Raw genomic sequence first — 26995 nt, forward strand, 5'->3', positions numbered from 1 at the left:
CGGTGGTGGGGGCGGTCACCCGGCCAGCCCGTACTCGCGCAGCGCGGCGGCGATGCGCTCCACGCCCTCGACGGTACGGATGGTCGGGTTCAGGGCCTGCCCGCTGAGCAGCACGTACCGCTTGTTCCGCACGGCCGTCATGTTCTTGGTGGCCGCGTTGGACTCCAGGAACTCGATCTTCTTCTCGGCGGTCTCGGCGGTCTGCGACTTGCGGGTGAGGTCGCCGATGACGAGGACGTCGGGGTCGCGGTCGGCGACGGTCTCCCAGTTGATCTGGGGCCATTCCTCGTGGCTGTCGTCGAAGGAGTTCTTCGCGCCGAGGGCACGGGTCATGATGCCGGGTGAGCCGCAGCAGCCCGCCACGTAGGGCGACCCGGAGTTGGCGAACCAGTACATGAGGGTGACACCGGAGGCGTCGATGCCCTTCGTGGCCTCGCTCATGCGCTTCTCCAGGGAGGCGACGAGCTCCTCGCCGCGCTCCTCCTCGCCGAACACCTGGGCCAGGTCGCGCACCTCTCCGTACACGGCGTCCATGGTCAGCGGCTCCTCCCGCGACCCGTCGCCGTTGCCGTGGTTCTTCTTGCCGGAGCAGTCGAACGGGGAGACGTACGTGGGCACGCCGAGCTTCTCGAACTGCTCGCGGGTGGCGACGCCGCCCTTGCCGAGCGTGGAGACGAACGAGGCGGCGACGAAGTCGGGGTCCTCGTCGAGGACGCGCTCGAAGGAGGGCGCGTTGTCGGCGAGCCGCTTCACCTTCCGGTTCTCGTCCTCCAGCCCCTCCAGCACCGGGTCGGTCCAGGTCGCGGTGCCCACCATGCGGTCGGCGAGCCCGAGGGAGAGCATGATCTCCGTGGTGCCCTGGTTGAGGGACACGGCCCGCTCGGGGGGCGCGTCGACGCGGACGGTGTGCCCGCAGTTGGTGAGGGAGACCGCGGCGGTGTCCGCCGGATCGGCGGCTTCTCCCGATCCGCACGCGCTCAGGACGAGCGCCGCGAGAGCGAGCAGGGCGGCGGAACGTACAGCGCGTACGGGGCGTGCGAACGGCACGGAGGTGCATCCTTGATCGTCGAGGGCTCGAACGCGGAGCCCGGTCGTACGGTGCTCCCCCGCCGTCGTACGACCGCGGGGGCCGCCAGCAGGTCTTCGGACTCGGGATCGTCCGGACGCGGCGCCTTCCCGGACCCGCTCGGGTCCAGTGGCCGATGCCCCGCCCGTCCCCCTCACCGCTGCGCGTCAGCTCCGGATTCGCACCGGATTCCCTGACCCACGCACGTGGGTTCGACTGGCTCGGGAAAGCTATCACGACACGCTCAGGGCGAAGCGGAAGGCGCTGCGCGGTCCGCCCCGGGTCCGTCGCCGGCGCCGGCGGCCGTCGCCGCCTCCCGCAGCGCGTCCAGCAGTCCGCGCAGGTCGGGCCGGTCAAGGGCGGTCTTCCGTACGGCCGCCGAGATCACGCGGACCGTACGGGATTGCGGACCGGGCGCACCACGACACCGGGATGACGGCTGCGCAGCCCCAGCTCCGGCATCAGGCCGACGCCGAGACCGGCCGCGACGAACCCCTGGGCGGTGGCGTGGTCCTCGCTCTGGATGACGAAGTCGGGGCTGAAGCCGGCCGCCGCACAGGAGTCGATCACCGGCTCCAGGCACGGTCCGGGCGGCTCGCTGCCGACCCACTGCTCACCGGAGAGCTCGTGCAGGTCGGCGCATCCCCGGGCGGCGAGCGGATGGCCGAGGGGCAGCACGGCGGCGTACGGGTCGTCGAGGAGGTGGACGAGCCGGAAGCCGTCACCGGCACGGCCGGGCGCCTGGACCACCACGGCCAGGTCGGCCCGGCCCCGCGCCACCTCCTCGAAGGGGTCCTCCGGATCGGTCAGCCGGAGATCGACACGGACGCCGGGATGCGCGGCGCGGAGCCGGGCCAGGGCGGGGGCCACCAGGGTGGACCCCACGGTGGCGAAGTACCGGACCGACAGCCGGCCGGTGCGTCCGGCGCGCAGGTCGGCGAGCGCCTGGAGGCGATCGACCCCGGCCCGGCGGTCGTGACCGCCGCCGTCGTCCTCGGCGTCTTCTGCACCGCGATCACGTTCCACCTCACCTACCGCATCATCAACGACGAGGGCGCCACGAACGCGGCCGTGGTCGGCTATCTGCTCCCGGTGGTCTCCGTCCTCCTCGGCGCGGTCGTCCTGGGCGAGGAGCTGAGCGTCCGGGTGGTGCTGGGCATGGCCGTGGTGGTCGCGGGTGTGGGGATGACCCGGCGCGCCGGGACGAAGGCGTCGCCGGCGCCCGCGGACGCGGCCGACGGGGCCGCCGACGTCCCGGCCGCCGGCCGGGACGTGGTGACTCCGGAGAGGACGCGCTGAACCACGGGTGCTCCGGCCGACCTCAGCTGCCGGAACCCACCACCCCGCCGTCCGCCTGCTGCGGCTCCGCCGTCCTGCCCGGCACCAGGACGGCGAGGGTGCTGCGCGCTTCCCGCCGCAGGGTGCGGCGCCGGGCGAAGGTCGCGGTCAGCGCGAGGATCGAGACCGTGCCGGCGTAGAGCACCGCAGCAATCGTGGAAAAGAGCCCGATCGCCATCGGGCACGCACCTTTCTTCCCCCGTTCGGCCCGCCGGGCTCCAGGCCCGACGCGGGCGGTGATGCGTCTCCCCTCCACCATACGCACGCCGTCCACCCGGAAATAGCCCATGGCGCCCCCGCGTTCCGACCGAGAGGACCGACAGGCCTGACACGTGGCAGAACCGATGGAGGCACGGCATGTACGGCGACGAAGCGACCGTCCGCAGGATCCTGACCGAGCGTGGTGACACCTGGGCCGTCGTCGGTCTCTCCTCGAACCGGCGGCGCGCGGCGTACGGGGTGGCGGCCGTCCTCCAGCGTTTCGGCAAGCGGGTCGTCCCCGTGCACCCGAAGGCCGAGACGGTGCACGGGGAGCAGGGGTACCCGTCCCTCGACGCCGTCCCGTTCGACGTCGACGTCGTGGACGTCTTCGTGAACAGCGCGCTCGCCGGCGCGGTCGCCGACGAAGCCGTGGCGAAGGGGGCGAAGGCGGTGTGGTTCCAGCTCGGTGTCGTCGACGAGGCGGCGTACGAGCGGACGCGTGCCGCGGGGCTGGACATGGTCATGGACCGCTGCCCGGCGATCGAGATCCCGCGCCTGGGGTGAGGGCGCCCGGCCGGTCACGGTTCCGGCGTCCCGCGGAAGCCGGGGGTCCGTACTGCGTGGGCGCGTCTCGTCAGGACGTGATGCGGGGTGGCCGAGGTGTCGGACGGCCGTCCCCGAGGACCCATACCGTGACCGCGGTGCCCGTGGGGCAGCACGTGGCCTCCCGGGGCCGGTACCACAGTTCCCCGACCTCTGTCCGGCCGCGTTCCATCCGCACCTCGGACAGCAGTGTCGGACGCTGCCCGGGCGGTTGCTGTCGCGGCGTGATCGATTGCAGAACCGTGAGCCTGCCCCGGTCGCCGGCGAAGATCACCGAGCCGAATGCCAGCTGCCCGGCTGCGGTTCCTCCGCCGTTGTTGCACTCCACGCCGAGGGCGGCCTCAGGGCGGCGGTCCCCGCCGATGTCCCCATAGGTCGGTTCCGGCTCACGGGAGAGGTCGACCTGTCCCCAGGTGCGGGAGGTCGCCGTCGCCCGGTCGCCGTGGAAAGTGATCAGGCCGGGGATGTCGCAGAAGGTGCCGGGGACCCGGACGTCCCGCCAGTCCACCTTGCGCAGATCCCCGGGGGCCGGTCCCAGATCGACGGCACCGGGCGAGGCGGAGGCGGGGCCGGCCGCGGTCGGCGGACCACCGGTGTCGGGGGCGGAGGTCGGCGTACGCGTGATCCGCGGGCCACTGCCGGGCGTACCTCAGGCCGGCAGGACGAGCGTCGGGCCCAGCAAGGCGGCACCGCACCAGCTCGACGTCCTTCGCACGTCCGTCCGTTTCTCCCTTGCTCGCCCCGTTCAGGCGCACGGGGGCCCGTACGGTTCCTCGGGCAGGTACTCCCGCCACTGAGCCGGTGTCATCGCGGGTGATTCGGCGCACAGCCGCTGCGGGATGTCCATGATCGCGACGTCCCACAGCTGGACCGCCTGTGCCGTCGCAGCGGCCAGGGTGCGCCCGCGCCGGTCAGGTAGTGGAACTGCTCGATCACGACGACCGCCCCGTCGACCAGGGCAGCCACGCGCACCAGATCCGGTACGTCCACCCAGTCGTAGTGATCCGCCCGGCCGTCCGGACGGGTGACGACATCGCGCCGTACGACAAGCCGAGGCGTCGCACAGAGCGATCGACGGGCATGACGTGTCCAGGGCCCACGACGGTCCACGTCTTCACGTTGGACCGCTTCACGCACGTCGGGAGGAGCGGCTCGGCGCCGCGCTTGACCTCAAGTCAGGTCGAGTTCCTACGGTCGTCCCGTCGCACCGGATCGGACCGTCCGCGGAGCATCCGCGGACCCTCGTGGAGAGGCCTGCCATGAAGTACTCGCACAGCGACGCCGAACTGCTCCAGCAGCCCATCGGCTACTGGAGCTGGGCGGCCCACAAGGCCGTCGTCACCCGCACCCGGGCCGCCCTCGCCGGGATCGGCCTCACCCAGCCGCAGTGGTGGGTGCTGGCGCAGGTCTCCGGCGCCGACACCGCGAAGAGCCGTGACGAGGTGTCCCGGCTCCTCCGTGACTACCTCGACACAGGTGCGGAGACGCTGGAGTCGGAGATCGACGGGGCCGTCGTCCAGGGCTGGATCACCGAGGACTCCGCGGGGCGCCTAAGCCTCACGGCCGAGGGCGGGGCGCTGCACGCCAAGGCCGCGGCCCTCCAGCGCGAGCTGTGGGAGGAACGGCACGCGGGCATCTCCGACGAGGAGTACCTGACGTGCCTCAAGGTGCTGCAGCGCTTCATCCACAACACGGGCGGGCGCGCCTGGCACCACTAGGGAACAGCCCCGCGGCGCCGGCCGGACAGTTCCTCAGCCGCAGCGCACATCGCGTCGCGGCCGCTCCCCCGTCGCCAGGAAACGGCTGACGGTGCGGTCGCCGCAGGCGTTGCCGTTGTCCAGGTAGGCGCCGTGGCCGGTGGAGTCGACGGTCACCATGACGGCGCGCCGGCCGAGGGCGGCGCGCATCTTCAGGGCGCCGCTCAACGGGGTCACCACGTCCCGCTCGTTCTGGACCAGCAGGACCGTGGCGGGGCCGTCGTCGGTGATGCGGACCGGGGGCTCCTTCGGCTGCCAGGGCCAGACGGCGCAGGGCATGACGTTGCGCGGCATGCCGGCGGTCAGCGGGTGCTCGGCGCGGCTGACGGCCACCTCCTTCTCGTACCGGGCCGACGGGGCGGGCCATGAGACGTCGTTGCACATGGTGCCGACACTGGCCGCGACGGTGTTCCGCATGTCCTGTCCGGGGGGCGGGGCCGGCACGGTGCCCTCGCGGGCGGCCAGCACGAGCCGGGCGAGGACGTCGAAGCCGTCGGGGTCGTAGAAGCTGTCCAGCACGGTCTGGCGCAGGACGTTGCCGTTGAGCTCCTCCGGGTTGGCGCCCGGCCAGGGGATCGGCTCGCGGTCGAGGCGTGCGGCCAGGCCCAGGACGAGCGGGCGCACCTCGGCCGCCGTCCGCGCCAGCCGGTGCGGGTTCCCGGGCCGGGACGCCCAGGCCGCGAACGCGGGGAAGGTGTCCTCGACGCCCTTCTCGAACCCGGCGAGCCAGGCGCGTCCCACCCGGGTGGGGTCGGGGTCACCGCTGCTGTCCAGCACGATGCGGTCGGTGCGGTGCGGGAACAGTTCGCTGTAGACGGCGCCGACGTACGCACCGTAGGAGACGCTCCACGCGGAGACCCTGCGCTCGCCGAGGGCCGCGCGGAAGCGGTCGAGGTCGCGGGCCTCGTTCGCGGTGCTGAGGTGCTGCATCAGGTCGCCGCCGTTGCGGGCACAGGCGTCCGTCATGCGCTGGGCGGTGGCCAGGTTCCCGGTGATGGAGCCGTCCGGGGCGGGCCAGGGGCGCAGTTTGGTGAGGGCGAGGTCGTCGCGGTCCAGGCCGCAGTCGACCGGAGCCGACCTGCCGACGCCCCGCGGATCGAAGCCGATCAGGTCGTAGGCGTCCCGCACGTCCTGCGGCAGGTCCTGGCCCTCGCCGGACGGCTGGTCCAGGCTGCTTCCGCCCGGTCCGCCGGGGACGAGCAGGAGGATTCCGCGCCGCTTCGCCGGGTCCTCCGCCGGGATGCGGGAGAACGCCACGCCGATCTTCCTGCCGTCGGGGTCCGTGTAGTCCATCGGCACGTCGAGGGTGGTGCACTCCTGGCGGGGGTCGAGCCCGCTCTCCTCGCACGTGGACCAGTCGAGGGGAGCGGGCTGCGCGGTCGCGGTCAGTGGGGCGGTGAGGGTCAGGACGCCGGCCGCGGCGGCGAGCAGGGCCGTGTTCCGTCTGAGCTTCGTCATACGGAAGAGCCTCGTGCGTTTCCGCGCCCGCCGACATCCGGCCAACAGGTGGGCTCAGGAGGGGGTCTGCCCCCTCTTGCGGACGGCCGCGGCCACCGGCTTCCGCAGCAGCGGCCACGCCAGCAGCAGCGCCACGATCACGTACACCGTCACCGAGAACGGCGTGTTCACCAGGCCGGTGACGCTGCCGTCGCTGATCTGGAGGGCGCGGCGGAGCTGTTGCTCGGCGTTCGGGCCGAGGATGACGCCGATGACCGCGGGGAGCACCGGCAGGCCGTACCGGCGCATGCCGAAGCCGATCAGGCCGATGATCAGCAGGATCACCAGGTCGATCGCCTCGCCGCCGACCGCGTACGCGCCCACCGCCGCGAAGAACAGGATGCCGGCGTAGAGGTACGGGCGCGGGATCCGCAGCAGCTTGGCCCAGAGGGGGGCCAGCGGCAGGTTGAGCGCGAGGAGCAGCACCATGCCGACGAAGAGGGAGGCGATCAGGCCCCAGACCAGTTCGGGTTCGCGTTCGAAGAGGAGCGGGCCGGGCTGGATGCCGTACTGCTGGAAGGCGGCCAGCATGACGGCCGCGACCGCCGTGGTGGGCAGGCCGAGGGTGAGCATGGAGACGAGCGTGCCCGCCGCCGACGCCGACGCCGCCGCCTCCGGTCCCGCGACGCCCTCGATGGCGCCCTTGCCGAACTCGTCCCTGTGCTTGGAGAGGCGTTTCTCGGTGACGTAGGAGAGGAAGGTGGGGATCTCCGCGCCGCCCGCCGGGATAGCGCCGAACGGGAAGCCGATGAACGGGCCGCGCAGCCACGGTTTCCAGGTCCGCTTCACGTCGCCGCCGTCCAGCCAGGGGCGGCCCACCGGGATCGCCTCGCCGGATGTGCGGCGCAGGTGGGCGGCCACCCACAGGGCCTCGCCGATCGCGAAGAGGCCGACCGCGACGATCACCACGTCGATGCCGTCGGCGAGGTGCAGCGAGCCGAAGGTCAGCCGCTGCTGGCCGGTCATCTGGTCCAGGCCCACCAGGCCGAGGGTGAGGCCGATGAGGAGGGAGGCCAGGCCGCGGATGCGGGAGGAGCCGAGCACGGACGTGACCGCGATGAAGGCGAGGACCATGATGGCGAAGTAGTCGGGGGCGCCGATGTCGACCGCGAGGTCCGCGACGGTCGGCGCGAGCGCCACCAGCAGGGTGGTGCCGATCATGCCGCCCGCGAAGTGGCCGATGGCGGCGGCCGCGAGCGCCTGGGCGCCGCGCCCGGCCTTGGCCATCGGGTTGCCCTCCATCGCGGCGACCACGGCGGCGCTCTCACCGGGCGTGTTGAGGAGGATCGAGGTCGTCGAGCCGCCGAACATGGCGCCGTAGTAGATGCCCGCGAACATGATGAAGGCGCCGGTCGGCTGGAGTCCGTACGTCACCGGCAGCAGCAGGGCGACCGCCATGGCCGGGCCGATGCCGGGGAGCACGCCGATGGCCGTGCCGAGCAGCACGCCGAGGGCCGCCCAGAGCAGGTTGACCGGGGTCAGGGCCGTGCCGAAGCCGTCCAGCAGGGAGTTGAGGGCATCCATGTCACAGCACTCCCATCAGCGGGCCGCCGGGCAGCGGTACTCCGAGCAGGTTGTTGAAGACGGCGTAGGCGACGACGGAGAGGACGGCCGCGATGAGCGGGTCGCGGTCGAAACGGCGGCTGCCGAGGGCGAAGGCGGCGCCCCAGAAGAGCAGGGCCCCCGCGACGGGGAAGCCGAGCGGCTCGATGAGGACGGCCGCGCCGAGGAAGACCCCGGCGAGCAGCAGTACCGTACGCCAGTCGGCGGGCTCGGACAGGTCGACGTCCTCGCCGGCCTCCGCCTCGCCGCGGCCGCCGCGCAGCACGTCGACGGCGAGCAGGGCGGCGATGACCAGCAGCCCGGCGCCGACCACGATCGGCACGGTGCGCGGTCCGACCGGTCCGCGCTGGGTCAGGTCGACGTCCATGGTGATCGCGTCGGTGAGGACGAGCACGCCGAGGACGAGGAGCAGGGCGCTGACGCCTAGTTCGGAGTGCTCGCGCAGCCACCGCCGCCGGGAGGGGCGTTCCGTGTCCGCGGCGTCCGCGACGACGTCGGTGCTCTCGGTCCGCTTCGTCACAGTCCCAGCTCCTTCAGCACCGACACCACACGCTTGTCCTGGGCGTCCAGGAAGTCGCCGAACTCCTCACCGGTGAGGAAGGCGTCGTCCCAGCCGTTCCGCTCCATGGACTGCCGCCACTCGTCGGAGGCGTGCAGTTCCTCGAACAGCCGGACGAGCTTGTCGCGTTCGGCGTCGGAGAGTCCGGGCGGGGCGACGACGCCGCGCCAGTTGGTGAAGTTCACGTCGTAGCCCGACTCCTTCAGGGTGGGCGCGTCGAGTCCGGCGACGCGCTCGGGGCCGGTGACGGCGAGCAGCCGCAGCTCCCCCGACTTGATCTGGTCGAGGTACTCGCCGACGCCGGAGACGCCGAAGGCGACCTTGTTGCCGAGGATCGAGGCGAGCAGTTCGCCGCCGCCGTCGAACGGCACGTAGTTGACCTGGCGGGGTGCGATCCCCGCGGCCTCGGCCATCAGCATCGGCGCGAGGTGGTCGGGTCCGCCGGGCGAGGAGCCGCCGCCCACCGGGAGCTTGCCGGGGGACTTCTTCCAGGCGTCGACGAGCTGGCCGATCGTCTCGTACGGGGAGTCCTTGGCGACCACGACGACGTCCTGCTCCTCGGTGAGCCGGGCGATCGGGGTGGTCTCGGCGAGGGTGGTGGGCGCGTCGTTGGAACGGGCGGCGCCCACCACGCCGAGCCCCATCGACATGGCGAGCTTGCCGTTGCCGTGCTCGCTCACCAGCCGGGTGAGCCCGACCGTGCCGCCGGCGCCGGGCAGGTTGAACACCTCGATGCCGTGGGTGAGCCCGGCGTCCTCGGCGTTCTTCGCGGCCGTACGGGCCGTGATGTCGTAGCCGCCGCCGGGCGTGTTGGGAACCATGAAGCGCAGGCCCGGGATCTGCGTGCCGGTCTCGGGGCCGCTGCCGGGGGTGAGCAGCGGCGGTCCCACGAGCACGAGCAGGGCGGCGCCGAGCAGGGCGAGGAGGGCGCGCAGGCGCACGAGCCACCACCTGTCTGGACGTCGGTACGGGGAGGGAGTGATGCGCGCCACATCGTGCCCGGTGCGTCCGGCGCTGTCTGCCTTGCGCAACCAATGGAGGTTGTGGTCATTGCGGTCACCACGCAGTCGGTGATCGGCACATCTCTTCCCAACGCCGCAGGTCGGGGTCAAGATGGTGCGGCTCGGCACCCGAGCCGCACCCACCCGAGCCGCACCCCGTCGTGCCGGTAGAGAGATGACCCTGCTGTGAGTCCCACGTTCCGTCGCCACACCCTCGCGGGCCAGATGCTGGTGCTCCAGCTCGCCCTCGTCGTGGTGGTGCTGCTGGCGGTCGCCGCGGTCTCGCTCGCCCAGTCGCAGGCGACCTTCCACCGGGTCGAGGGCCGCCGGGTCGGCGCGCTGGCCGAACAGCTGGCCGCCGCTCCCCTGATGCGCGGCCAGCTCACCCGCCCGGCGCAGGACGACGCCCTGGACACCCTGGTGCAGTCGACGCACGTGCAGTCCGGGGTGACCTCGGTGACGGTGGCCGACCGCACGGGCCGCATCGTCGCGTCCACGGACCCGACCGCGGTCGGCCACCGGCTGCCCCTCGGGGCCGGGGTGTCCCGGGGCCGCGGCTGGTCCGGGCGGCTGGTCTGGTCCGGCGGCCAGGAGCTGGTGGCGCAGGTGCCGGTGCTCGGGGACACGGAGCGGGATGTCGGACGCAGGCTGGGCACGGTGATGGTCGGCGAGGCGTACCCCACGGTGTGGCAGCGGATCAGCGGGGCCTCCTCGTACCTGCTCGCCTACCTGGGCGTCGCCAGCGGACTGGGGGTGGCGGGTTCCTGGCTGCTCTCCCGGCGGGTGAAGCGGCAGACCCTCGGGCTGGAGCCGCGCGAGATCGCGGGGCTCGCCGAGCACCGGGAGGCGATGCTGTACGGCATCGCGGAGGGCGTGGTCGCGCTGGACCCGCAGGGCCGGATCACCCTGGTGAACGACGTGGGCCGGCGGCTGCTCGGCCTGCCGGCGGACTGTGTGGGCGCGAGCCTCGCCGACCTCGGCATCGAGGGGCGGCTGCGGGACGTGCTGGCGGGCGCCCACGGCCCCGCGGCGGACGTGGACCGCCAGGACCAGGTCGTGGTCCGGGACGGCCGCGTGCTGGTGATGAACCGGATGACGGTCGCCAAGGACGGCCGTCCGCTCGGTTCGGTGACGACGCTGCGGGACCGCACCGAACTGGCCCGTCTGGAGCGGGAGATCGGCTCCTTCCGCAGTTCGTCGGAGCTGCTGCGCGCGCAGGCCCACGAGTTCGCCAACCAGCTGCACACCATCTCCGGGCTGATCCAGATCGGCGAGCAGGAGGAGGTGGTGCGGTACATCCGCGCGCTGAACCAGCGCCGCCAGTCGCTGGACATGACCCTCGCCCGCCGCGTCCGGGACACGGCCGTGGCCGCCCTGCTGATGGCGAAGTCCGCGCAGGCGGCGGAGCGGAGGGTGACGCTGCGGATCTCCGACGACACGGCGCTGGACCGGCTGGCACCGGAGGACGCCGCCGACGTGGCGACCGTGGTGGGCAATCTCATCGACAACGCCGTCGACGCCGTCGACGGCCGTACCGGGGCGGACGCGTGGGTGGAGGTCGGGCTGCGGCAGGACGCCGCCAGTGTGGAGATCGAGGTCCGGGACTCCGGTCCCGGTGTCGCGCCCGAACTGGCCCACGAGGTCTTCGCCCACGGTTTCACCACCAAGGCCGCCGAGGGCGGTGAGCGCGGGATCGGCCTGGCGCTCACCCGGCTGGTCTGCGAGCGCCACGGCGGGGAGGTCGCGGTGACCAACACGCCCGACGGCGCGATGTTCACCGCCCGCATGTCCGTGAGCCACCCCGCGCGTGCGGTGGCGGAAGGAGCGTCCCGATGAGCACGACCACGAACACGAGCACCCGCACCATCGACGTGCTCGTCGTCGACGACGACTTCATGGTGACGCGGGTGCACCGTACGTTCGTCGAGCGCGTCGCGCCGTTCCGGGTCGTCGGCACGGCGGGCACCGCGGGCGAGGCGGTCGCGGCCGTCGACGCGCTGCGCCCGGACCTGGTCCTGCTCGACCTGTACCTGCCGGACGGCTTCGGTCTCGACGTCATCCCCCGGCTGCGCGCCGCCGGGCACGACTGCGACGTCATGGCCATCACCGCGGCCCGGGAGGCGGACGCGGTGCGCGGCGCCGTGCGCCACGGTGTCGTCGACTACCTGCTCAAACCGTTCGAGTACGAGGACCTGCGGCCCCGTCTGGAGCGGTACGCCGCGCAGCGCGGCCGGCTGCTGACCACCGTCGTACGAGGGCAGGCGGACGTGGACCGCGTGCTGGCCGGGGCGTTCGCGACCGCGCCGGGCACCGCGCTGCCCAAGGGGCTGAGCGTGGAGACCGCCGGCCTGGTCGAACGGGTGCTGCGCACGGCGGAGGGCACCCTCTCCGCCGCCGAGTGCGCGGCCGCCACCGGCGTCTCGCGGGTCAGCGCCCGGCGTTACCTGGAGTACTTCCACGCCGTCGGCAGCGCGGAGGTGACCCTTCGGTACGGGGCCGCCGGGCGCCCGGAGCGCCGGTACCACTGGCGGGGGTGAACGGGCCGGACCCGCTCACCCCCGTACCGTCGCCCGCCTCCCGCTCAGCCCGTCCACGTCCAGTCCGCGACCTCCGGCAGGTCGGTGCCGTGGGCGCGGATCCAGGCGTGGTGCCGGGTCCGGGCGTCGGCCATGCGCTGGCGTACGGCGGCGGCGCGGACGGCGAGGCCGGGCACGCGGTCGATGACGTCCATGACCAGCCGGTAGCGGTCGAGGTCGTTGCGGACCACCATGTCGAACGGGGTGGTCGTGGTGCCCATCTCCTTGTAGCCGCGCACATGGAGGTCCGGGTGGCCGGTGCGGCGGTAGGCGAGGCGGTGGATCAGCCACGGATAACCGTGGTAGGCGAAGATCACCGGCTTGTCGGTGGTGAACAGGCCGTCGTACTCGAAGTCGCTCATCCCGTGCGGATGCTCGCCCTGGGGCATGAGCCGGGCGATGTCCACGACGTTGACCACCCGTACCGCCAGCTCCGGCAGATGGCGGCGCAGGAGCTGGGCGGCGGCCAGCACCTCCTGGGTGGGCACGTCTCCGGCACAGGCCAGGACCACGTCCGGCTCCCGGTCCCCGGTCTCCGTCCCCGCCCAGTCCCAGGTGCCCGCGCCGCGCGCGCAGTGCGCGCGGGCCTGGTCCATGGACAGCCAGTCGAAGCAGGGCTGCTTGCCGGCCACGATCACGTTGACGTAGTCGCGGGTGCGCAGCACGTGGTCCGTCACGGACAGCAGGGTGTTGGCGTCCGGCGGCAGGTAGACCCGTACGACCTCGGGGCTGCGGTTGAGGACGTGGTCGACGAAGCCGGGGTCCTGGTGGGAGAAGCCGTTGTGGTCCTGGCGCCAGACGTGCGAGGTGAGCAGGTAGTTGAGGGACGGGACGGGGGCCCGCCAGTGCAGCTCGCGGGCGGTCCTCAGCCACTTGACGTGCTGGTTGACCATCGAGTCGACGATGTGGACGAACGCCTCGTAGCAGGAGAACAGCCCGTGCCGTCCGGTGAGCAGGTACCCCTCCAGCCAGCCCTGGCAGAGGTGTTCGGAGAGCACCTCCATCACCCGTCCGTGCCGGTCGAGGTGCTCGTCGACCTGGAGGATCTGCGCCTGCCAGGCCTTGCCGCTCGACTCGTAGACGGCGTCCAGGCGGTTGGAGGCGGTCTCGTCGGGGCCGACCAGACGGAAGTTCCGGCGGGCCGCGGTGTCCCGCACGACCTCTTCGAGGTAGTCGCCGAGGACGCGGGTGGGTTCGTGCGTGCTCCCGCCGGGTCTGTCGACGGCCACGGCGAAGCGGTCGGGGTCCGGCAGCGGCAGGGCGCGGGTGAGCAGGCCGCCGTTGGCGTGCGGGCCGGCGCCGAGCCGCCGGGGGCCCTCGGGGACGCAGGAGAGGACGTCCGCGGTGGGCCGGCCCTCGGCGTCGAACAGCTCCTCCGGCCGGTACGAGCGCAGCCAGGCCTCCAGCTGCCGCAGGTGCTCCGGGTCGTCCCGGACGCCGGACAGCGGCACCTGGTGGGCGCGCCAGGTGCCCGCCACCGGCTTCCCGTCGACCTCGGCCGGGCCGGTGAAGCCCTTGGGCGTGCGGAGCACGATCACGGGCCAGCGGGGCCGTTCGCCCGCCCCGCCCTCGCGGGCCGCGCGCTGGATGCCGGCGATACGGTCCAGGGCGCGGTCGAACGCCTCGGCGAGGGCCCGGTGGGTCTGGACCGGGTCGTCGCCGGTGACGTGGATCGGGTCGTGGCCGTATCCGCGGAGCAGGGCGTCGAGTTCGGGTTCCGGGATGCGGGCCAGCACGGCCGGGTTGGCGATCTTGTAGCCGTTGAGGTGCAGGATCGGCAGCACCGCGCCGTCGTGCACCGGGTCGAGGAACTTGTTGGAGTGCCAGGACGCGGCCAGCGGCCCGGTCTCCGCCTCCCCGTCCCCGATCACGCACGCCACCAGCAGGTCCGGGTTGTCGAACGCGGCCCCGTAGGCGTGCGCCAGCGAATACCCCAGCTCCCCGCCCTCGTGAACGGAGCCCGGCACGTCCGGCGCGACATGGCTCGGCACCCCGCCGGGGAAGGAGAACTGCCGGAACAGCCGCCCCATCCCCGCCGCGTCCCGGGACACGTCCGGGTAGATCTCGCTGTAGCTGCCCTCCAGCCAGGAGTTGGCCAGCACGGACGGCCCGCCGTGCCCCGGCCCCCACACGCACAGCGCGTCCAGCCCCCGCGCCTTGATCACCCGGTTGAGGTGCGTGTACACGAGGTTCAGCCCCGGCGAGGTGCCCCAGTGGCCGAGCAGCCGCGGCTTGATGTGCTCGGGGCTGAGCGGCTCGGTCAGCAGGGGGTTCGCGAGCAGGTAGATCTGGCCCGCCGCCAGATAGTTCGCGGCCCGCCAGTGGGCGTCCAGGCCGCGCAGTTCGTCGTCGGTCAGCACGGCGCTGGCCTGCTGGTCGTCCTGGGGCATGTGTGACTCCCGTGATAGGTCGGGGGTGTTCCGTCGTCGCCGGCTTCCGCCTCAGGAAGGAGTACCGCCCCTTTCCGCACCGATGTCCGGCGGTGCCCGGCCGGCGTCCCGCGCGGGGGCCGTGCATCCGCTCGGCCACGATGGGCCATCCGGCGGACGCGCCCGGGCGGACGCGCCCCCGGGTGCCGCTCCGGCGCCCGCGGTCCCTGGTCCCGGACGGTCGGTGCGGGGCGCCGCTCATCCGTACGGGACGACGGCGACCGGGCAGGCGACGTGGTGCAGCACGGCGTGCGTGACCGGGCCGATGTGGCCGCCGCCACCGCTCCCCCGGTCGCGGCGGCCCACGACGACGAGCCCCGCGCCGGCCGCGGCGCGCACCAGTTCGTCGGCGGCCCGGTCCTCGGTCACGGTCTCCGCCACCGTGATCCGCGGCCATTTCTCCCGCCAGGGGTGCAGTGCCGCGACCACGGCGCGCGCGTGCTCCGCGAGCGGCTCCGCGCCCGCGCCCGGCGGCGCGCCCGTCCGGTCCGCTCCGTCGCCGCCGAAGGCATGGACCACCCGCAGCGGGGCGCCGCGCAGGTGCGCCGCCTCGAAGGCGAAACCGACCAGCTCGTCGGGGGGTACGTGCTCGTCACCGGCGGCGCCGACGTCGAGACCGAGCACCACGTCGCGGTACGGCACCTCCGGGATCTCCTCCGGGGAGACCCCGTCGACGACCGGCAGGTGCTCGGACGCGGCACCCACACCCGCGCGGACGATCACCACGGGGCGCGGCGACCGGGCCACGACCCGCTGGGACACCGAGCCGACGAGGAACCCGGCGGCGGCGCTGAGCCCCCGGGAGCCGAGCACCACCGCTTCGGCCCCGTCGGCCACCGACAGCAGGACGGTGACCGGGTCCTCGGCGACCAGCCGCTCCTCGACCTCGAGGCCCGGGTGCGCGGTGCGCACGCCGGCGGCCGTCCGGGCGAGGGCGCGCTCGGCCCAGTCCTGCGGCGACACACCGGCGGACCCGGGCACCGACGGGTGCGGGCGCCACTGCCAGGCGTGCACGAGGAGGAGCGGGCTGCCGCGGCGGACCGCCTCGCGGGCCGCCCAGTGCGCGGCCGCGAGGCTCTCGGGAGATCCGTCGATTCCCGCGGCGACGTGTCGCACCATGATCCACACCTCCTGCGGCCGCACCCGGCCCGGTCCTCGGCCCCTGCTCCGAGCCTGGTGGGAGCGCGGGTTCCGGGCAAGTGCGGGCCGGCCCCGGCGGTCCTTTCCGGCCTCGGCCGCGGCCCACGGTGACGCGCCGGGCGCGGGCACGCATCCGTCCTGCCGACTTATGGCGGCGACGGTGCCGGAGAGCGACGCTGGAGGTGGCAGCTTCGTACGCGCCCGGGAGGCACCGCCATGAACGCTCCGTCAGCCGGTCCGATGCTCCGCGCGCTCCCCGCCGCTCACCGGCAGCGGCTGATGCGCATCGCCGACGAGGTGTCGTTCCCGCAGGGCGCCCGGCTCTTCGAGGAGGACAGGACCGCCGACCGGTTCTGGGTGATCCGCACCGGGACCGTCGACCTCGACATGCGGGTGCCGGGGCGGCGCGCGGCCGTGATCGAGACCCTGGGGATGAACGAACTCGTCGGCTGGTCCTGGCTCTTCGCCCCGCACACCTGGCACCTGGGCGCCGAGGCGACGAGCCCCGTACGGGCGTACGAGTTCGACGCCGCGAGGGCACGGGAGCTGTGCCGGGAGGATCCCGTGTTCGGGCTGGCGGTCGCCGAGTGGATCGGCGGCATCCTCGCCCACCGGCTGCGGGCGGCCCGCAGCCGGCTGCTCGACCTGTACGCCCCGCACGGCGGCGTCGGCTTCCTCTGACCCCGGGCCGCGGACGGGGATCGCGCCAGGGCGGTGCCGGGCGCGGTCATCCCTTTCCCGCCAGCCTCCCGACCAGATGGGTCCAGCCGTCCTCCAGCCGCTCCAGCGTCATGCCCCGCCGGGCCACCAGATGGTCGACGAGGCTGACGTCCAGGTATCCCAGCAGGGTCTGGGCGAGGAGTTCGACGTCGCCCGGCGCCTCGGCCCGGCGCAGCAGCATGCAGAGGTGGCTCAGCCGCAGGAGCCCCGCCGGGCTGGTGTGCCGGCGGGAGGCGTCGGCATGGGCGGCCAGGTAGAGGTCGCGGTGGGCGTGGTCGTGCCGGATGACGGCCGCGCCGAACGCCCGCAGCCGCTCGACCGGCGGCGCGTCCGGCCCGAGCGGCGGCGGGCCGGTGAGGAAGGCCGCCTGGAGCTCCCGCTCGTGGTGGTCGAGCAGGGCGATCAGCAGCCCGGTGCGGTCGCCGAACCGCCGGAAGACGGTGCCCTTGCCGACCTGGGCGGCGTTCGCCACCGCCTCCATGGTCAGCCTGGCCGCCCCGCCCTCGTCCGCCAGCCGGGCGGCGACCTCCAGCAGACGGGTGCGGTTGCGCGCCGCGTCCGCGCGCAGCCGGGGCGGTTCGCCGGGGGCAGGGACGACCTCCGGCAGGGCGTTGAGCTTCTTCAGGTCGTCCAGGAGGTCGTCGTGTCCCTCGGGCACGGGGAAGGGCGGCAGCGGCTCGGTCATGGGTCGAGCGTAGCGCTCATCACACAGACAAGCGGACCACGGTCCGGATAGACTCGGAGGGCAACCGGACCCTGGTCCGGATAGCGGGTGGACCCTCACCCCGAAGAAGTGGTACAACTTTCAACGGACCTCGGTCCGCTTGGCTTTCCCCACCGTCCTCAGCCCAGGACGACCGTTTTCTGAGGAGACAGCTCATGTCCGTACGCATTCTCGCGCTCGTCGGCAGCCTGCGCGCCGGTTCGCACAACCGCCAGCTCGCCGAGGCCGCCGTCAAGCACGCCCCCGAGGGCGTCACGATCGAGCTGTTCGAGGGCCTCGCCGACGTGCCCTTCTACAACGAGGACATCGACGTCGAGGGCGGCGTCCCCGCCGCCGCGGCCCGCCTGCGCGAGGCCGCCGGCTCGGCCGACGCCTTCCTGCTCTTCTCCCCCGAGTACAACGGCTCCATCCCGGCCGTCCTGAAGAACGCCATCGACTGGCTGTCCCGCCCGTACGGCGCCGGCGCCTTCACCGGCAAGCCGGCCGCCGTCGTCGGCACCGCCTTCGGCCAGTACGGCGGCGTGTGGGCGCAGGACGAGACCCGCAAGGCCGTGGGCATCGCGGGCGCCTCCGTCCTGCAGGACGCCAAGCTGTCCATCCCCGAGTCCGTGGTCCGCTTCGCCGAGACCCACCCGGGCGACGACACCGAGGTCGTCGAGGGCCTGACCAAGGTCGTCGAGGCGCTCGCCCACGCGGGCTCGGCCGCCGCCGCCTGACCGGGCACCCGGTAGCACGCGAACGGTGCCGGGCGGGGCAGTACGCCCCCGCCCGGCACCGTTCTCGCGTTCTCGCACGGTCCGGCGCGTACGCACATAATGACCGCGTGGACGCGAACGCGTCCGGAGCCCCGTCCGTCTCCGCCCTCCGGAAGGGGAGCGACGTGAGCGACCTGCACCACGGTCACCGGCACCCCCGTCTCCACTCCCACACCGCGGCCGACAAGGTCGACGCCGCCCTGGAGTCCTCCGCGCGCGGTATGCGGGCGCTGTGGGTCTCGCTGGCCGTGCTCGGCGCGACGGCCGTGGCGCAGGCGGCCGTGGCCGTGGCCTCGGGGTCGGTCGCACTGCTGGGCGACACCGTGCACAACGCGGCCGACGCGCTCACCGCCGTGCCGCTGGCCGTCGCCTTCGTGCTCGGCCGCCGCGCGGCGACGCGCCGGTTCACGTACGGCTACGGCAGGGCCGAGGACCTGGCGGGCCTCGTCGTCGTGCTGACGATCGCCGCCTCGGCGGCCTTCGCGGGCTGGACCGCGGTCACCCGGCTGCTCGATCCGCGGCCGGTGGACCATGTGCCCGTCGTCGCCGCGGCGGCGGTCGTCGGCTTCCTCGGCAACGAGTGGGTGGCCCGCCACCGCGTCCGCGTCGGCCGGGAGATCGGCTCCGCCGCGCTCGTCGCCGACGGACTGCACGCACGCACGGACGCCCTCACCTCACTGGCGGTCCTGGCGGGCGCGGGCGGCGCCGCCCTCGGCTGGGAGCTCGCCGACCCGCTGGTCGGGCTGGCGATCACGGCGGCGATCCTGCTGGTGCTGCGCGACGCCGCGCGCGAGGTGTTCGGGCGGGTCCTGGACGCCGTCGACCCGGCGCTGGTGGACCGGGCCGAGCAGGCGCTCGGCGAGGTGCCGGGCGTGTGCGGGGTGGGCGAGCTGCGGCTGCGCTGGATCGGGCACCGGCTGCGGGCCGAGGTGGCGGTCGTGGTGGACGGGGAGGCGAGCGTCCGTCGGGCGCACGGCGTCGCGGTCGCGGCCGAGCACGCCCTGCTGCACGCCGTCCCCGGGCTCACCGCGGCCCTGGTGCACGCGGACCCGGCGCCGGTACCGGGCGAGGCGGACCCCCATCTGCCCCTCGCCCACCACACGGCCGCCTGAGCGGCACCTGAGCGACGGGCCTACCGGCGCCGCGACCGCCGTCAGGCGATCCCCAGCCCCTCCAGCACCACCGCGTTCGGCAGTTCCGCGAACGCCTTGCCCGGCACGAGCAGCTTCCCGCGCCGCCGGCCGCTGCCCACCAGCACGTACGGCAGGTCGACCACCGCCGAGTCGACCAGCAGGGGCCATCCGTCCGGCAGCCCGATCGGGGTGACGCCCCCGTACTCCATCCCGGTCTCCCCGGTCGCGGTGTCCATCGAGGCGAACGACGCCTTGCGGGCGCCGAGCCGGCGCCGGACCACGCCGTTGACGTCGACGCGGGTCGTGGACAGGACGAGACACGCGGCGAGCGTGGTCTCCCCGCCCCGCTTGCCCGCGACGACCACGCAGTTCGCGGACTGTTCGAGCAGTTCCTGCCCGTAGTGCTGCACGAAGGTCGCGGTGTCCGCCCACTCGGGTTCGGTGTCCACGTACACGATCTGCTCGGCGGGAACGCTGCCGGTCCAGTCGCGCACGGCGGCGGCGACCGGGGCGGTGAGCTCGTCGAGGCAGTCGGGGGCGGGCGTCGCGTGCTCGAAGTGTCCGATGGGTGCGTGCATGTGCCGCACGCTAACAGGACCGCACCGGACACCGGACCGGTGTCTCACTGCACGGGCGCCCCGCCGTCGTCCCGCGCCGCGAGCCCGCGCACGCCCTCCTCGTCCAGTTCGCCCAGCTCGTCCGGTACGGCCAGCGCCAGCAGTTGCTCGGACGTCACCCCGTCCGGTACCGGCACCGGTGCGGGCGTCCGCAGGGGCGGCTGCCAGCCGGCCGCGGGGTCCCAGCTGCGGACCACGCGCGCGGGCGCCCCGGCCACCACCGAGTGGTCGGGTACGACGCCGCGGACCACCGCGCCCGCGGCCACCACCACGTTCCGTCCGATCCGCGCCCCCGGCAGGATCACGGCACCCGTCCCGATCCAGCAGCCGGGACCTATGGACACCGGCTCCATCCGCGGCCACTGCTTGCCGATCGGCTGGTGCGGGTCGTCGTAGGAGTGGTTCGTGGAGGTGACGTAGACGTACGGCCCGACGTAGCAGTCGCTGCCGATGGTGACCGTCGTGTCGGCGATGACGTGGCTGCCGCGGCCGAGGACCACACCGTCGCCGATGCGCAGGATCGGGTCGGGGCCGAGGTCGAGGTCGGGCATCAGCCCCGCGGTCAGCGTGACCTGTTCGCCGATGACGCAGTGCGCGCCGAGGTGGATCCAGGGCTCCCCGAAGACCGTGCCGAGCGGGAAGGCCAGCCGGGTGCCGGCGCCCAGCGCGCCGAACCGGAACCGGCCCGGCCGGTCGGCGGTCACCGAACCCGTGCGCTGCACCCAGGCCCAGCCCGCGTGGACGGCCCGCTGGACGATGCGGCGCCGCCAGGACGAGAACGTGTTCTTGCGCTCGGGCACCAGCTCACCGTACTGACCACGGCTGCCGCCCGGACCGCCGTACCGCTGTGATCTTCACCCCACGGCCCCGCGGGGGACGGGGGCGGCCGCACGGCTTACGGTGCCCGTACCCCGACGACACGAAGGAGCGGACGATGACGCACGAGGCCCTGATCGCGGGTGTGGCCGGCAAGGAGCCGAAGGTGGACCGGCAGGCGTACACGGCACCGAGGTCCGTGGTGGTCGGCGAGGTGACGCTGCATCCGGGGGCGAGCGTCTGGTACGGCGCCGTGCTGCGCGCGGAGGCCGAGCCGATCGTCGTCGGCGCGAACAGCAACGTGCAGGACAACTGCACCCTCCACACCGACCCGGGCTTCCCGGTCTCGATCGGCGAGGGCGTCTCGATCGGGCACAACGCGGTGGTGCACGGCGCCACCGTCGAGGACGGCTGCCTGGTCGGGATGGGTGCCACGGTGCTGAACGGCGCGGTGATCGGCGCCGGTTCGCTGGTCGCGGCGCAGGCGCTGGTGCCGCAGGGCATGCGGGTGCCGCCGGGTTCGCTGGTCGCGGGGGTGCCCGCGAAGGTCAGGCGGGAGCTGACGGCGGAGGAGCGCGAGGGCCTCGCCCTGAACGCGGCCCACTACGTGGAACTGGCCGGGACGCACCGCGAGGCGCACGAACGCTGACCGGCCCGGCGGCGGAGGCTACTCGGCGGCCGGGACCGGTTCGGCCGCCGCCGGCTTCTCGTCCTGCGCCTTCCTCGCCTTGCGCCGCACGATCAGCATCGAGGCCGCACCGAGCAGCACCGCCACCACCAGGCCGAGCCAGGAGAAGCGCTTGAGCCAGGACTCGGCGACGACACCGACGTAGTAGACGACCGCCGTGGTGCCGCCCGCCCACACGATGCCGCCGAGGACGTTGGCGATCAGGAACTTCCAGTACGGCATGCGCAGCACGCCCGCCAGCGGTCCGGCGAAGATGCGCAGCAGGGCCACGAACCGGCCGAAGAAGACGGCCCACATGCCCCACTTCCGGAAGGACCGCTCGGCGGTGGCGACATGGCCCTCGCTGAAGTGCCGGGGGAACCTGTCGCCGAGCCAGGCCAGCAGCGGGCGCCCGCCCTTGCGGCCGATGGCGTAGCCGATGGAGTCACCGATGATCGCGCCCGCGGTGGCGCACGCGCCGAGGACGACCGGGTCGATGTCACCGTGCTGCGAGGCCAGCAGGGCGGAGGAGACCAGGATGATCTCGCCGGGCAGCGGGATGCCCAGACTCTCCACGCCGATGACCAGGCCCACCAGCGCGTAGATGCTCACCGCGGGCACCGTCTCGAGCCATTCCTGGACGTGCAACGCCGCCGCTCCTTTCGCGTTCACCGGGCCTGACGGCTCCCGGCGTGCGGCTCCCGGGGAGCCGCACGCCGGGCAGCCTACCTCTTCGAGAAGACGCGTCCGCGGGTCACCGGGACACCCTTCCGACGACGGTGAGAGCCAGATCACGCGAGGACGCGCCGATCCACACGGTCCGCCGTCCGGTGCCGAGCACCCAGCCGTGCCGTTCCGGGTCCCAGGACGACAGGGTCCGCCGCCGGACGGTCACGGTGATCCGGCGCCGCTCCCCCGCCCGCAGTGCGAGCCTCCGGTAACCGCCCAGGACGCGTACGGCCTGGTCGAGCCGGAGGTCCGGGGAGCGGCCCACGTACACCTGCGGGACCGCGACGCCCGCGCGGTCGCCGGTGTTGCGCACGGTGAAGCCCACGTCGAGCCCTCGCCGCGTCCACCGCGCCGACGGCTCCGCGTAGGAGAAGGAGGTGTACGACAGCCCGTGCCCGAACGGGAACAGCGGCCGCACGCCCTTCGCGTCGTACCAGCGGTGGCCGATGTGGACGCCCTCCGCGTACTCCACGGTGCCGTCGACCCCGGGGTAGCGGCGCGGGTCGCCGGCGACGGGGTGGTGGTCGTCGCCGGCCGGGAAGGACTGGGTGAGGCGGCCGCCCGGGTCGCAGTCGCCGAACAGGACGGCGGCGGTGGCGGCCGCGCCCTCCTGGCCCGGGTAGTACATCTGGAGCACGGCGGCGGTCCCCTCCAGCCAGGGCATCGAGACCGCGGACGAGGTGTTGAGGACGACGGTGGTGCGCGGGTTGGCCGCGGTCACCGCCCCGATCAGCTCCTCCTGGTGGCCGGGGAGCGCGAGGGTCGTGCGGTCCAGGCCCTCGGTGGCGTCCTCGTAGGCGAACAGGACGACGTGACGCGCCTCCCGCGCGGCCTTCACGGCCCGGGCGACCTCCCGTGCGCGGGTGGTGCCGTCGACGCACCGCAGCCGGAACCGCAGCCCGTCGGCGCCGCCCGCCGCGGTGATCCGCAGCCGGTGGCGGCCCTTCGTCACCGCGGTCGTGGCGCGGCGCACGGACAGTCCGTCAGGCGCGGCGGAGCCGAACCCGCCGGAGAAGAACTCCTGGTAGCCGGGCTGCTGCGGGAACAGCTCCGCACCGTCGAGCAGCACCTTCGGCCGCTTCGTGGGGTCTCCGTCGTAGTGCAGGACGAACGTCCACTCGTCGTCCCGGTGCACGGTGAGCGTCCCGTCGTACGCCCAGTCCTTCCCGGCGGCGACGCGCCGCTCCTCGAGGCGGACGGCCGGGGTGAGGGCGTCCCCGGGCAGTGCCTCGCCGAAGAGGTTCTCGCCGGGCGCGTGGGTGACCCGCGCGTGTGTGCCCGCGCGCCGCCGGATCGCCGTCAGGGGGCTGTCGGCGTGGTCGGGCACGACGTGGGCGCTCCCGCCGCCGCCGACGAAGGGGCGGGAGCCGGAGGGCCCGATGACGGCGATGTCCCCGGCGCCGGCCGGCAGGGGCAGCGCCCGGCGTTCGTTCCTGAGGAGGGTGGCCCCGGCCTTGGCGACCTCCAGCGCCACGGCGGCACCCGCGCGCGCGTCACGGCGTGGGCGGGGCGGGCCGCCGTGGCCGTCGAGCAGTCCGAAGCGGTCCAGTACGCCGAGGATCCGGCGGACGGCCCGGTCGACGTGTCCCTCGGGGACGCCGCCGTCCCGGACGGCCCGCTCCAGCGCGGCGCCGAAGTACCTGCCGTCCGGCATCTCCATGTCGAGGCCCGCGGCGATCGAGGCGACGGTGCTGTGCGCGGCGGACCAGTCGGTCATCACCCAGCCCGCGAAGCCCCAGGTGTCCCGCAGGACCTTGGTGAGCAGGTCCCTGTTCTCGCAGGCGTGGACGCCGCCGACCTTGTTGTACGCGCCCATCACGGCACCCGCGCCGGCGGTGACGGCCGCTTCGAAGCCGCGCAGTTCGACCTCGTGCAGCGTCTGCTCGTCCACCCGCACGTCGACCGTCTCGCGGTCCCGCTCCTGGTTGTTCAGCGCGAAGTGCTTGACCGTCGCGACGAGGCCCTCGTCCTGGATGCCGCGGATCTCGGCCGCGACCAGGTCGCCGGAGAGCAGCGGGTCCTCGCCGAACGTCTCGAAGTTGCGGCCCGCGTACGGGGTGCGGACGAGGTTCACCATCGGGGACAGCAGCACGTCCTGGCCGAGCGCGCGGCCCTCGCGGCCGATGACCCGGCCGTAGCGGCGGGCGAGGTCCGGGTCGAACGCGGCGGCGAGCAGCACCGGGGCGGGCAGCGCGGTGGCGTGCCGCGTCACGCGCACCCCGGCGGGGCCGTCGGCCAGCCGGAGCGGGGGGATGCCGAGGCGGGGCACCCCGGGGACGTACCCGGCCTGGCCGAGCGGTGCGGGATCGGTGGCGCCGTGCAGGAGGGAGATCTTCTCGGCGAGCGTGAGCCGGGCGAGCAGCCGCTCGACGCGGGCCGGTCCGCCGGAGGAGAGGGAGGTGGTGGCGGTGTGCGGGGGGACCGTGAGCCCGGTGGCGGTCGCCGCCGTGGCGACCGTGACGGCTCCGCCCAGCAGACGCAGGGCGGAGCGCCGGGACACGGAGGACGGGGCGGGAGCGGTGGTGGGGGTGCGGGCGGGGACGGACACGGGCCGTCACTCCTTCGTGCGCGTGTCGTGGCGGACCGCGTGGAACACGCCGGCGGGCGCCGGCTCCCGGCCCTTGCCCACACTCTGCTCCACCGGCGACAGGGCATGCCGCCGGACACCGCGGGTACGGCACGAAAGCGTGACGTCAGCCGCCCGGGCGCAGGGTCCACACCACCGTCATCTCCCCGGTCACGGCGCCGTCGCCGCGCCGTATGGCGACGGACACCGGGAACTCCGGACGCTGTCCGGCGTCCAGTTCGGCGACGACCTCGGCGGCGGGGCGGCCCAGCGTCGCGGTCGCCGTGACCGGCCCCATCGCCAGCTTCCTGTACGCGATCTCGGCGCCGACCGCGAGCGGTACGGCCCGGGAGAGCTGCTCCCCGAAGGCCGCGAGCACGACGGCGCCGCTCGCCGACTCGCCCAGCGTGAACATGGCGCCGGCGTGCGGGCCGCCGAGGTGGTTGTGGTAGTCGCGCTGGTCCGGCAGCGTCACCACGGCCCGCTCCGGCGTCGTCTCCGCGAACTCCAGGTTCAGCGTCCTGGCCATCGGCACCGTGGCGGCGAGCATCTCGCCGATCGACTTCTGGTCTGCGCTCATGAGCCGGAGGTTACCCACGAGTAGCCACTGTTGGCCAGGGTGGTGCGGAGGACGGCGCGAACAAACGATTTGGCACCTCGCTCCCCGGCCCGGGACAGTGTGCCGGTGACCTCAGCAGACCCCGTACGCCCCCGGCGCCGCGCCTGGGCGGGCCGCAACCACACCCTGCTGACCGCCGCGGCGGTCGTGACGGGCCTGGGCAGCCACGGCGCCCTGATCGCCTCGGCGTTCGCCGTCCTCGAGGCGGGCGGCGACGGCGGCGACGTCGGTCTGGTCGCGGCGGCGCGCACCCTGCCGCTGGTGCTGTTCCTGCTGGTGGGCGGCGCGATCGCGGACCGGCTGCCGCGGCACCGGGTGATGGTCGCGGCGAACACCCTGAACTGCGTCTCACAGGGCGCCTTCGCGGCGCTCGTGCTGACCGGGGAGCCCCAGCTGTGGCAGATGGTGCTGCTGTCGGCCCTCGGCGGCACCGGACAGGCGTTCTTCGGCCCGGCGGCCGAGGGCATGCTGCTGTCCTCGGTCACCGCCGAGCAGGCGGGGCGCGCCTTCGCGCTGTTCCGTTTCGCGACGCAGGGGGCGACGCTGACCGGCGCGGCCGTCGGCGGCGCGCTGGTCGCCGTGATCGGCCCCGGCTGGGTGCTCGCGGTGGACGCCGCCGCGTTCGCGGTCGCGGGGCTGCTGCGCGCCTTCCTCGACGTGAGCCACATCCCGCCGCGTACACCGGGCCACGGCATGCTCGCCGATCTGCGGGACGGCTGGCGGGAGTTCACCGGACGGACCTGGCTGTGGGCGATCGTCGTCCAGTTCTCCCTGGTCAACGCGGTCGTCACCGCAGCCGACGCGGTCTACGGACCGCAGGTCGCCCGGGACCACCTCGGCGGGCCGGGCTCCTGGGGCCTGGCGCTCGCCCTGTTCGGCGCGGGCAACGCGGCCGGGGCGCTGCTGATGACGCGCTGGCAGCCGCGCCGGCTGCTCCTCGTGGGCACGCTGTGCGTGTTCCCGTTCGCGCTGCCGTCCGCCGCGCTGGCCGTACCGCTGCCGCTGTCCCTGCTGTGCGCGGCGATGTTCGTGAGCGGTCTGTCCATCGAGGTGTTCGGCGTCTCCTGGATGACCGCGCTGCACCAGGAGATACCCGAGGAGAAGCTCTCCCGGGTCGCGGCGTACGACTGGATCGGCTCGGTGTCGCTGGTGCCCCTGGCCACGGCACTGGCGGGCCCGGCGGAGGGCGGGTTCGGGCGCCCGGCGGCCCTGTGGGGCTGTGCCGCGCTGGTCGTGGCGGCCACCGCTGCGGTGCTGTGCGTGCGGGACGTACGGGATCTGACGCGGCGCACCGGGCCCGTGGGCGTGAAGCGGCCGGGCGACGGGCCGGACACGGCCGTCCCGGCCGCCCCGGCGTCCGCCACCGGGGGTTGAGCCCCGCACGGTCAGCGCGGCGGATCGGAGGACGGCCGCGGGGCGGGCGGGAGGCGTGGCACCGCGTCGCGCAGCGCGCGGGTGGCGGGGTGCGCGGGGTGGCGCAGCACGTCGGCCAGCAGGCCCTCCACCACGACCCGTCCGTGCCGCAGGACGGCCACGTGCCGGCACAGCCGCTCCACGACCAGCGTCAGCGGGTGCCCGGAGCGGAACCGCACGTGGTCGCGCAGGGTGAACGTCCAGGTCCGGCGGTCCTTCGACGAGGTCCACCGGGTCGCGAGCACCCCTTCGGCCCTGCCGGTGCCGGCGTCGTACCGGGTGAGCGTCTCGTACGTGTTGGCGAGGGCCACCATCTCGTCGGAGTAGGAGCGCGCCGGGTCGCACTCGGTCACCAGCCCCGTTCCGATCAGGTGGACGAAGGTGTCGTCGTCCCGGCCGGCCGTACCGCCCCCGCCGGAACAGCCGCCCACCGCCAGCGACGGCGGCCGCCGCGGTGGCCAGGGGCCGCGGACGGCTCCGCGCGCGGTCCGCTGCGCGGACATCCG

Annotated in this window: 26 protein-coding genes, 1 pseudogene and 1 riboswitch; of the genes and pseudogenes, 10 read left to right on the forward strand and 17 right to left on the reverse strand. The window is 74.0% G+C overall.

Annotated features, from left to right (window positions below):
• Positions 1 to 15 precede the first annotated feature (15 nt).
• Together IEZ04_RS27300 and IEZ04_RS27305 are read right to left on the reverse strand one after the other, a co-directional pair.
• Entirely contained in the window at positions 16 to 1047 is a 1032-nt protein-coding gene (locus tag IEZ04_RS27300) for an ABC transporter substrate-binding protein (RefSeq protein WP_189219631.1), read from the reverse strand.
• 70 nt (positions 1048 to 1117) lie between these two features.
• Positions 1118 to 1302, reverse strand: a riboswitch (cobalamin riboswitch).
• 8 nt (positions 1303 to 1310) lie between these two features.
• Positions 1311 to 2011: pseudogene (locus IEZ04_RS27305) on the reverse strand (LysR substrate-binding domain-containing protein); the annotation flags it as partial.
• Between the two features lie 30 nt (positions 2012 to 2041).
• Here IEZ04_RS27305 and IEZ04_RS27310 point away from each other — a divergent pair.
• Positions 2042 to 2365 (forward strand): EamA family transporter, encoded by a 324-nt coding sequence (locus IEZ04_RS27310; protein WP_373296368.1) that lies wholly within the window; start codon positions 2042 to 2044, stop codon positions 2363 to 2365.
• A gap of 22 nt (positions 2366 to 2387) precedes the next feature.
• On the opposite strand, the gene IEZ04_RS27315 is transcribed toward IEZ04_RS27310, so the two are convergent.
• Entirely contained in the window at positions 2388 to 2582 is a 195-nt protein-coding gene (locus tag IEZ04_RS27315) for a hypothetical protein (RefSeq protein WP_189219632.1), read from the reverse strand.
• A 179-nt stretch (positions 2583 to 2761) separates the two neighbouring features.
• On the opposite strand from IEZ04_RS27315, the gene IEZ04_RS27320 reads away from it, so the two are divergent.
• Positions 2762 to 3169, forward strand: a complete 408-nt coding sequence (locus IEZ04_RS27320) for a CoA-binding protein (protein WP_189219633.1) — start codon at positions 2762 to 2764, stop codon at positions 3167 to 3169.
• 70 nt (positions 3170 to 3239) lie between these two features.
• Here the strand turns inward: IEZ04_RS27320 and IEZ04_RS27325 are convergent, their stop codons facing one another.
• Positions 3240 to 3716, reverse strand: a complete 477-nt coding sequence (locus IEZ04_RS27325; protein ID WP_189219634.1) for a hypothetical protein — start codon at positions 3714 to 3716, stop codon at positions 3240 to 3242.
• A 751-nt stretch (positions 3717 to 4467) separates the two neighbouring features.
• Here IEZ04_RS27325 and IEZ04_RS27330 point away from each other — a divergent pair.
• Positions 4468 to 4926, forward strand: coding sequence for a MarR family winged helix-turn-helix transcriptional regulator (locus IEZ04_RS27330; protein WP_189219635.1), 459 nt, complete (start codon positions 4468 to 4470; stop codon positions 4924 to 4926).
• A gap of 33 nt (positions 4927 to 4959) precedes the next feature.
• Here the strand turns inward: IEZ04_RS27330 and IEZ04_RS27335 are convergent, their stop codons facing one another.
• Genes IEZ04_RS27335 through IEZ04_RS27350 form a run of 4 tightly spaced genes read right to left on the reverse strand, consistent with a single transcriptional unit; the run spans position 4960 to position 9525 of the window.
• Positions 4960 to 6423, reverse strand: coding sequence for an alpha/beta hydrolase (locus IEZ04_RS27335; protein ID WP_189219636.1), 1464 nt, complete (start codon positions 6421 to 6423; stop codon positions 4960 to 4962).
• Between the two features lie 54 nt (positions 6424 to 6477).
• Positions 6478 to 7986, reverse strand: a complete 1509-nt coding sequence (locus IEZ04_RS27340; RefSeq protein WP_189219637.1) for a tripartite tricarboxylate transporter permease — start codon at positions 7984 to 7986, stop codon at positions 6478 to 6480.
• Between the two features lies 1 nt (position 7987).
• Positions 7988 to 8545, reverse strand: a complete 558-nt coding sequence (locus IEZ04_RS27345; RefSeq protein WP_189219638.1) for a tripartite tricarboxylate transporter TctB family protein — start codon at positions 8543 to 8545, stop codon at positions 7988 to 7990.
• Positions 8542 to 9525: a Bug family tripartite tricarboxylate transporter substrate binding protein gene (locus tag IEZ04_RS27350; RefSeq protein WP_189219639.1), complete on the reverse strand. Its 984-nt coding sequence runs from the start codon at positions 9523 to 9525 to the stop codon at positions 8542 to 8544. The genes IEZ04_RS27345 and IEZ04_RS27350 overlap by 4 nt, the downstream gene beginning before the upstream one ends.
• Positions 9526 to 9771: 246 nt before the next feature.
• Here IEZ04_RS27350 and IEZ04_RS27355 point away from each other — a divergent pair, with 246 nt between their 5' ends.
• A complete protein-coding gene (locus tag IEZ04_RS27355; protein ID WP_189219640.1) occupies positions 9772 to 11421 on the forward strand; it encodes a sensor histidine kinase in 1650 nt (549 codons plus the stop codon).
• Positions 11418 to 12122: a response regulator gene (locus tag IEZ04_RS27360; protein WP_189219641.1), complete on the forward strand. Its 705-nt coding sequence runs from the start codon at positions 11418 to 11420 to the stop codon at positions 12120 to 12122. Before IEZ04_RS27355 ends, IEZ04_RS27360 begins: the two co-directional genes overlap by 4 nt.
• Positions 12123 to 12166: 44 nt before the next feature.
• On the opposite strand, the gene IEZ04_RS27365 is transcribed toward IEZ04_RS27360, so the two are convergent.
• Both IEZ04_RS27365 and IEZ04_RS27370 read right to left on the reverse strand, forming a co-directional pair.
• Positions 12167 to 14551 (reverse strand): phosphoketolase family protein, encoded by a 2385-nt coding sequence (locus tag IEZ04_RS27365; protein WP_189219642.1) that lies wholly within the window; start codon positions 14549 to 14551, stop codon positions 12167 to 12169.
• A gap of 237 nt (positions 14552 to 14788) precedes the next feature.
• Positions 14789 to 15709, reverse strand: a complete 921-nt coding sequence (locus IEZ04_RS27370) for a universal stress protein (RefSeq protein WP_189219643.1) — start codon at positions 15707 to 15709, stop codon at positions 14789 to 14791.
• Positions 15710 to 15946: 237 nt separating this feature from the next.
• Here IEZ04_RS27370 and IEZ04_RS27375 point away from each other — a divergent pair, with 237 nt between their 5' ends.
• On the forward strand, positions 15947 to 16411 hold the full coding sequence (locus IEZ04_RS27375; protein ID WP_189219644.1) for a Crp/Fnr family transcriptional regulator: 465 nt from the start codon (positions 15947 to 15949) through the stop codon (positions 16409 to 16411).
• 46 nt (positions 16412 to 16457) lie between these two features.
• Here the strand turns inward: IEZ04_RS27375 and IEZ04_RS27380 are convergent, their stop codons facing one another.
• Positions 16458 to 17135, reverse strand: a complete 678-nt coding sequence (locus IEZ04_RS27380) for a TetR/AcrR family transcriptional regulator (protein ID WP_189219645.1) — start codon at positions 17133 to 17135, stop codon at positions 16458 to 16460.
• A 194-nt stretch (positions 17136 to 17329) separates the two neighbouring features.
• Here IEZ04_RS27380 and IEZ04_RS27385 point away from each other — a divergent pair, with 194 nt between their 5' ends.
• Both IEZ04_RS27385 and IEZ04_RS27390 read left to right on the forward strand, forming a co-directional pair.
• The gene (locus tag IEZ04_RS27385) at positions 17330 to 17890 is read left to right on the forward strand and encodes an NAD(P)H-dependent oxidoreductase (RefSeq protein ID WP_189219646.1); all 561 of its coding nucleotides are present in this window, start codon (positions 17330 to 17332) and stop codon (positions 17888 to 17890) included.
• Between the two features lie 164 nt (positions 17891 to 18054).
• Positions 18055 to 19041: a cation diffusion facilitator family transporter gene (locus tag IEZ04_RS27390; RefSeq protein WP_229821310.1), complete on the forward strand. Its 987-nt coding sequence runs from the start codon at positions 18055 to 18057 to the stop codon at positions 19039 to 19041.
• 41 nt (positions 19042 to 19082) lie between these two features.
• Here IEZ04_RS27390 and IEZ04_RS27395 read toward each other — a convergent pair whose 3' ends face one another.
• Both IEZ04_RS27395 and IEZ04_RS27400 read right to left on the reverse strand, forming a co-directional pair.
• Positions 19083 to 19640 (reverse strand): YbaK/EbsC family protein, encoded by a 558-nt coding sequence (locus IEZ04_RS27395; RefSeq protein WP_189219648.1) that lies wholly within the window; start codon positions 19638 to 19640, stop codon positions 19083 to 19085.
• Positions 19641 to 19684: 44 nt separating this feature from the next.
• Positions 19685 to 20479, reverse strand: coding sequence for an acyltransferase (locus tag IEZ04_RS27400; protein ID WP_189219649.1), 795 nt, complete (start codon positions 20477 to 20479; stop codon positions 19685 to 19687).
• 134 nt (positions 20480 to 20613) lie between these two features.
• Between IEZ04_RS27400 and IEZ04_RS27405 the strand changes: the two genes are divergently transcribed.
• Positions 20614 to 21144, forward strand: coding sequence for a gamma carbonic anhydrase family protein (locus tag IEZ04_RS27405; protein WP_189219650.1), 531 nt, complete (start codon positions 20614 to 20616; stop codon positions 21142 to 21144).
• An 18-nt stretch (positions 21145 to 21162) separates the two neighbouring features.
• Here IEZ04_RS27405 and IEZ04_RS27410 read toward each other — a convergent pair whose 3' ends face one another.
• The 3 genes from IEZ04_RS27410 to IEZ04_RS27420 form a co-directional block, all read right to left on the reverse strand.
• A complete protein-coding gene (locus IEZ04_RS27410; RefSeq protein WP_189219651.1) occupies positions 21163 to 21810 on the reverse strand; it encodes a DedA family protein in 648 nt (215 codons plus the stop codon).
• A gap of 106 nt (positions 21811 to 21916) precedes the next feature.
• Positions 21917 to 24439, reverse strand: coding sequence for a beta-glucosidase family protein (locus IEZ04_RS27415; protein ID WP_229821305.1), 2523 nt, complete (start codon positions 24437 to 24439; stop codon positions 21917 to 21919).
• 145 nt (positions 24440 to 24584) lie between these two features.
• On the reverse strand, positions 24585 to 25037 hold the full coding sequence (locus IEZ04_RS27420; protein ID WP_189219652.1) for a DUF4442 domain-containing protein: 453 nt from the start codon (positions 25035 to 25037) through the stop codon (positions 24585 to 24587).
• 105 nt (positions 25038 to 25142) lie between these two features.
• Here IEZ04_RS27420 and IEZ04_RS27425 point away from each other — a divergent pair, with 105 nt between their 5' ends.
• Complete coding sequence (locus IEZ04_RS27425) at positions 25143 to 26450, forward strand: MFS transporter (RefSeq protein WP_373296369.1); 1308 nt, start codon at positions 25143 to 25145, stop codon at positions 26448 to 26450.
• Between the two features lie 11 nt (positions 26451 to 26461).
• Here the strand turns inward: IEZ04_RS27425 and IEZ04_RS27430 are convergent, their stop codons facing one another.
• On the reverse strand, positions 26462 to 26992 hold the full coding sequence (locus IEZ04_RS27430) for an ABC transporter substrate-binding protein (RefSeq protein ID WP_189219654.1): 531 nt from the start codon (positions 26990 to 26992) through the stop codon (positions 26462 to 26464).
• Positions 26993 to 26995 lie beyond the last annotated feature (3 nt).

Source organism: Streptomyces ruber (assembly GCF_014648075.1).
Taxonomy (GTDB): Bacteria; Actinomycetota; Actinomycetes; order Streptomycetales; family Streptomycetaceae; genus Streptomyces; species Streptomyces ruber.

What these genes read in the sequence shown, in the direction of transcription:
- IEZ04_RS27385 (WP_189219646.1), top strand. Translation starts at nt 17,330, where the DNA reads ATGTCCGTACGCATTCTCGCGCTCGTCGGCAGCCTGCGCGCCGGTTCG.
- IEZ04_RS27380 (WP_189219645.1), bottom strand. Translation starts at nt 17,135, where the DNA reads ATGACCGAGCCGCTGCCGCCCTTCCCCGTGCCCGAGGGACACGACGAC.
- IEZ04_RS27340 (WP_189219637.1), bottom strand. Translation starts at nt 7,986, where the DNA reads ATGGATGCCCTCAACTCCCTGCTGGACGGCTTCGGCACGGCCCTGACC.
- IEZ04_RS27405 (WP_189219650.1), top strand. Translation starts at nt 20,614, where the DNA reads ATGACGCACGAGGCCCTGATCGCGGGTGTGGCCGGCAAGGAGCCGAAG.
- IEZ04_RS27420 (WP_189219652.1), bottom strand. Translation starts at nt 25,037, where the DNA reads ATGAGCGCAGACCAGAAGTCGATCGGCGAGATGCTCGCCGCCACGGTG.
- IEZ04_RS27365 (WP_189219642.1), bottom strand. Translation starts at nt 14,551, where the DNA reads ATGCCCCAGGACGACCAGCAGGCCAGCGCCGTGCTGACCGACGACGAA.
- IEZ04_RS27370 (WP_189219643.1), bottom strand. Translation starts at nt 15,709, where the DNA reads ATGGTGCGACACGTCGCCGCGGGAATCGACGGATCTCCCGAGAGCCTC.
- IEZ04_RS27395 (WP_189219648.1), bottom strand. Translation starts at nt 19,640, where the DNA reads ATGCACGCACCCATCGGACACTTCGAGCACGCGACGCCCGCCCCCGAC.
- IEZ04_RS27335 (WP_189219636.1), bottom strand. Translation starts at nt 6,423, where the DNA reads ATGACGAAGCTCAGACGGAACACGGCCCTGCTCGCCGCCGCGGCCGGC.
- IEZ04_RS27360 (WP_189219641.1), top strand. Translation starts at nt 11,418, where the DNA reads ATGAGCACGACCACGAACACGAGCACCCGCACCATCGACGTGCTCGTC.
- IEZ04_RS27430 (WP_189219654.1), bottom strand. Translation starts at nt 26,992, where the DNA reads ATGTCCGCGCAGCGGACCGCGCGCGGAGCCGTCCGCGGCCCCTGGCCA.
- IEZ04_RS27315 (WP_189219632.1), bottom strand. Translation starts at nt 2,582, where the DNA reads ATGGCGATCGGGCTCTTTTCCACGATTGCTGCGGTGCTCTACGCCGGC.
- IEZ04_RS27375 (WP_189219644.1), top strand. Translation starts at nt 15,947, where the DNA reads ATGAACGCTCCGTCAGCCGGTCCGATGCTCCGCGCGCTCCCCGCCGCT.
- IEZ04_RS27330 (WP_189219635.1), top strand. Translation starts at nt 4,468, where the DNA reads ATGAAGTACTCGCACAGCGACGCCGAACTGCTCCAGCAGCCCATCGGC.
- IEZ04_RS27320 (WP_189219633.1), top strand. Translation starts at nt 2,762, where the DNA reads ATGTACGGCGACGAAGCGACCGTCCGCAGGATCCTGACCGAGCGTGGT.